This is a genomic window from Arthrobacter sp. 05L45_2 (assembly GCF_056397525.1).
In genome coordinates, this window is the sequence record NZ_JBFTNO010000227.1 from 1 (window position 1) to 4,907 (window position 4,907).

General features: G+C 68.2%; 5 protein-coding genes. 2 read left to right on the forward strand and 3 right to left on the reverse strand.

The genetic code is table 11. From position 1 onward, the window contains the following. Positions 1 to 630 (forward strand): SGNH/GDSL hydrolase family protein (locus AC1DHD_RS14340; protein WP_476880355.1); only part of this gene is annotated, 630 nt, incomplete at its 5' end. A 94-nt stretch (positions 631 to 724) separates the two neighbouring features. Then, a complete protein-coding gene (locus AC1DHD_RS14345; RefSeq protein ID WP_476880356.1) occupies positions 725 to 1,525 on the forward strand; it encodes a chitosanase in 801 nt (266 codons plus the stop codon). A 4-nt stretch (positions 1,526 to 1,529) separates the two neighbouring features. On the opposite strand, the gene AC1DHD_RS14350 is transcribed toward AC1DHD_RS14345, so the two are convergent. From AC1DHD_RS14350 to AC1DHD_RS14360, 3 genes are all read right to left on the reverse strand, one after another. Beyond that, the gene (locus AC1DHD_RS14350) at positions 1,530 to 2,450 is read right to left on the reverse strand and encodes an NmrA family NAD(P)-binding protein (RefSeq protein WP_476880357.1); all 921 of its coding nucleotides are present in this window, start codon (positions 2,448 to 2,450) and stop codon (positions 1,530 to 1,532) included. 99 nt (positions 2,451 to 2,549) lie between these two features. Next, positions 2,550 to 2,975, reverse strand: coding sequence for an alternative ribosome rescue aminoacyl-tRNA hydrolase ArfB (gene arfB, locus AC1DHD_RS14355; RefSeq protein ID WP_476880358.1), 426 nt, complete (start codon positions 2,973 to 2,975; stop codon positions 2,550 to 2,552). Between the two features lie 59 nt (positions 2,976 to 3,034). Next, complete coding sequence (locus AC1DHD_RS14360) at positions 3,035 to 4,705, reverse strand: phosphodiester glycosidase family protein (protein WP_476880359.1); 1,671 nt, start codon at positions 4,703 to 4,705, stop codon at positions 3,035 to 3,037. Positions 4,706 to 4,907 lie beyond the last annotated feature (202 nt).

Consider the following 4,907-nt stretch of genomic DNA (forward strand, 5'->3'; position numbering starts at 1 on the left):
GGTTTTTTGAACGCTCTCATCGACCTGGGACAGGAAAGTGGAGCCGCCGTCGCCGGTACTGACGTAACCGCTGCCGTTGGCCGAGGCGTTAACGATGGAGAGCGGGTGCTGCCCTCCCCGGGTGTCAACCTGGTCCAGGGTGACACCCGGGGAGGGCAGCACCCGCTCTCCATCGTTAACGCCTCGGCCAACGGCAGCGGTTACGTCAGTACCGGCGACGGCGGCTCCACTTTCCTGTCCCAGGTCGATGAGAGCGTTCAAAAAACCACCCAGCTGGTACTCATTTTCGGCTCCGAGAACGACATGGGCTCCGACGCCACCCAGTTGAAACAGGCCGCAGCCAAGACCCTGGCAGAAATCAACGCCAAGGCACCCGACGCCAAGATTGTGGTGGTGGGGCCGCCGTCCTACACCGACAATCCCGAGGCGTCCCGGCTCGAAGTGCGCGACGAGGACCGGGCCGCCGCAAACGAGGCCGGCGCTGTCTTCATCGATCCCATCCAGGACCAATGGATCATGGGGCAGGCCGATCAGCTGATCGGGCCGGACGGGGACCACCCCAGCGTGGCGGGCCAGCACTACCTGCAGGCCAACATGGAGAAGATCATCACCGGCAACCTCCCCGGCTGAACCACCCGAATTACTTCTGTCCACGGTCGCCGGGCCCTGTTTCACGGTTCCGCCGGCTGTTAGTCTCGGCGTCACGACTAGTTCGGGAGGTCAGATGCCGGGTCAACTATGGATTCCGCCGGGAGAGCGGGCGGGGGGCGGGCAAACCGGAGTTGATATCGCCAGCCCCGTCTACAAGGAGATTGCACTTCAACTGACCTCCACTGCCGAGAACTCCACGCCCGACTGGACCACGTCCTACGGTTACATCGAGGACATCGACGACGGGCGCGGGTACACGGGCGGCCTGGTGGGCTGGTGCAGCGGCACCGGCGACATGCTCGAACTCGTGGAGGCCTACGCCGCAGCGGCGCCGGGGAATCCCCTGGAGGGCTACGTGCCGCAGCTCAAGCAGATCATGGATGCGCCCGACAAGGAGCGCCCCTCGCTGAGCCATCGGCTCCTGGACCCGGATTTCCCCGCCGCCTGGAAAGCGGCCGGAAACGACCCGGCCTTCCAGCGCGCCCAGCAGCAGGAACGGGACAGGGTGTACTGGCAGCCGGCCTTCGATGAGGCAGCCCGTGACGGCGTCGGCCCGCTGGGACTCGCGATCTATTACGACGTTTCGGTCAACCACGGCCCGGGGGATGACAAAGAGTCGTTCGGCGGCATCCTGGCCAAGGCCCGGAAAGACAACCCGCCGCCGGCGCAGGGCGGCGACGAGTCCAGGTATCTGGCCGGCGTCGTGGACGCCCGGGTGAAGATCCTCAAGAAATGGGGCGACTACCAGAAGCACGGCCGCCAGGACATCCACGAGGGCCTGCTGGGCTCCGGCAACCTGGGGCTCGTCCCGCCGATCAGCTGGTCCGTCTATGGGGACCCGTATCAGCTTGGGTCATACCCCCAGGTACGGTAGGTGCTCAGCCGGCCTGCAGATGCTGCGCGAGGACAYCCCGTGCCGTGGTCCACGGGCGGTTGCCGTACCGGTTGTTGGCGACGTGGTGCAGCACCGCGTCGCCACTAAACATGCTGGCAAAGTACTGCATACCCTGCCAGGGCGGGAACGGCTCGTCCGACGTCGGCGTGAACGCCTTCATGGCCCGGCTCATGGCCGACAGTGAACCGACAGTCCCCGCGAACATCGGCTTGAACGGAGTCCCTGTCAGCTCGGACATGGTCGCCGCCAGGGTCCGCGCGGTCACTGTGTCGCCGGCAATCTGCAGGACGCGGGGCGCGCGTTCGTCGAGGGCCGCGGCGGCGGTGTAGGCCGCGGTATCGTCCTTGGTGGTGAAGTCCAGCACCTGATCGGCGTCGGACCAGAAGAGCACCCGGTGCCGGGCAAAGAGGATCATTGGGGCTTGCCCGGTGAGCATGTCCGTGAAGGCGCCGTTGAGGATCGACGTGGCACGGATCTCGGTGGCGTCCAGCTGCTGGGCGAAGTCCCGGCGGAGCTCCAGGTTCCTGTTGCTGCGCGGGCTGATGCGCCGGTAGTCAATGGAGTAGTCCGAGGGGATAAAACGCGGTACCCCCGCGGCGGCAGCAGCGGCCAGCAGCTTGGACTGGGCGCCGACGATCACGTCGTCCGGACCGTTGATCGCGGAGACCACGCAATCGACGCCCGCGCATGCCTGCTGGAGGGCATCCGGATCGTCATAGCGGGCCTTGACCACCCGCGCACTAGCGGCTTCCACCTGCGCGATGCGGGTTGCGTCCGTACCGGGGCGGGTGAGGACCCGGACGGTGGCCCCCAGGCCGACCAGGTTCGCCAGGATCCGGCCGCCAAGGTCGCCGGTGGCACCGGCCAGGAGGACGACGCCGGAAGGAGGTGGTGTGGCGGTCATTGTTCCTACMTTGGTGCTAGTCAGTGCGCGAGCGGGTCGGCTCCACAGTACCAACGCCCCGGCGCCGCCATTTCCGCGGCGATCCTGTGGCCGGCCCGACTATTCGGCAACGGGCCGTCGCCGCTGGAGCTTGGTCGCCGAGCGTTGTTCCTTAGCCGCCAGCCGGCGCCGGTTCGAGCCCTTGGTGGGTTTGGTGGGCTTTCGGGGAGCCGCGCCGGGGGCGAGGGCCTCGGTGACCAGTTCCGAGAGCTTGGCGAGGGCGGTCTCCCGGTTGCGCAACTGGGACCGTTGTTCCGAAGCGGTGACCGTGAGGACGCCGCCGATGAGTCGACGTCGYCCGATCCCGGCGAGCAACACCAGCCGCTGCTCGTCCGAAAGCGCCGCCGAACGGGCCACGTTCCAGGAGAGTTCGACGCGGCTGTCCGAGGTGTTGACGTGCTGGCCGCCCGGCCCGGACGAGCGCGAGAACCGCCAGCGAAGTTCAGCTGCGGGAATCGTGAGTGCGGGAAAAACTTCCAGGTCCATGCACCCAGCCTCGCATATCAGCCGCTTTGTCCCAGTCGGTTCGGCTCAGTCGGTACTGATCAGTCCCGGCGGCGGGGAAGAACCAGCAGTGCATCGCCGACGGCGCGTTCACCGGCGGCGTCCGACGGGGTGTTGACCACGCCGCCGCCCGCCACCATGGTGGTGGAGCCGCCGCCGTCGAGGTTAATGGCCTCGACCATGCCCAGTGACCGGGCGACGTCGGCTGCCTCCTTGATGCTGAGCCCGAGCGACGCCGTCTGGCGTCCGTCGGCGGTGACAATCAGGGTGCGCCCCTGCGCGTCGACGCCCACGATGGTGCGGGGATTCCGCTTGTGGACCCAGCCGTAATAGAAGCTGTTGCTGTCACCGCTGTGGACCATGCCGTCACGCCGGGCGGTGATGTTCTCCGTACCCCCGGAGACCAGGACCGGTCCGCCGTTCACGATGGAAGTGTCGCGGTGGGTGCGCACGCTTTTGCCTGCGGCGTCGATCAGCGTGGTCCCGACGTCGAGCCGCTGACCGATGACCGCCATAGCCTTGAGGGCGGGGACGTCCGAACCCGTGGCCTGTACCGTCCGGCCGCCGGCCGGGACGGCCGTACCGCGCGAACTGTGGACGGCGGTGACCGCCCCGTGTTTGTCCAGGACCACTTCCAGTCCCGGACCGGACGGGGTGGCGGCCCCGAACTCTTCGGTGAACGCGACCGTCTCGTCCGCGTCGGTGCAGGTGACGTCGTGGAGCGGCAGGTTGGTGGGTGAGTCGCCGGTGCCGCCGCAATTGCGGATAAGTCCGGGCACCCGGTCCAGGCCGTCCAAAGCCAGCTTGGAGCCGTCTGCCTGGGACGATACCTGGCCCCGCCAGGTCAGCCGCTGGATTGAAGCTCTGTTGGTAGTCCCGTCGAGGACAAACGAGGGCCGGTCACCAACCGGTTCGCTGAGCAGCTTGCCGCCGACGACGGCGGTCCCGGCCGGGTCTCCCGGGGCGCCGGCCTTGGGGTCCATCACGAAGTATCCGCCGTTGACCGCGGCGAGGGCGCCTTGCGCCGCGGCGAGCTGGCTTGTTGTTTCCCTGCCTTCGAGGTCCGGGCCGACGCCGGAGGCGAGCTCGCCCTTGAAGGTCTTCGGATCGATGGTCAGGACGTTCAGCTTCCACTGGCCGCGCGTGGCATGGAGGTCGTCGGTGTCCCCGTCCCACCCGGTGTAAAGCACCGAGGCGGCAAAACCTGCGGCCTTAATCCGGTCGACGGTTGCCGCGCCGTCGGCTTTGGACGCAAACGAGCCTACGCGGACACGGTAGCCGAGGTCTCCACCGGCATCGGCGAGGCGGGGGGACTGGACATGCTCAACCCGCGGCTGGAGCCCGGCATCCTGGAGTCTCCGGGCAACCGCACGGGCCGCGGCCCCATCGGAGAGTGCGCTGGCCGGCGCATCGGGGTCCGGGGACGTGGACGGGATAGCGATTTCCGCGGTCCAGAACAGGGCCGCGTCCGGAGCTCCACGGGTGATGGCGGTCCGCGTCAGGCCCGGAGCCAGGGTGGTGACGGTGCGGGCCTCGGGGAGATCCCGGGCGCCGAGGTCCAACGTCCGGGCCGCACGGCTGGTCTCTGCCGGGGCGGCCGGTGGGTTGGCGGCCGCAAACGTGGGACCGGTCGGGGCAAGCAGGGCGGCCGGAAGTCCAATGGCGACGGCGGCCAGCGCAGCCTTGCGCAGACGGTGAGGGGGAGTCATCATGCTTCGACGCTACAGTCGGCCCGGGGCGCCGGGCGCCCGGATATGGGCCCGTTTGGGCGACGTTCACCGACTGTTCACGGACAGCCGGTGCCGGGCCCCGACGACCGGCGGCGCGGACTCCGCGGGCCGGACGGCTACTGCGTCAGCTGGCAATCGTCGAACACCAGACGCCCGCCGTTGGTGGATGTCAGATCATTTGAAT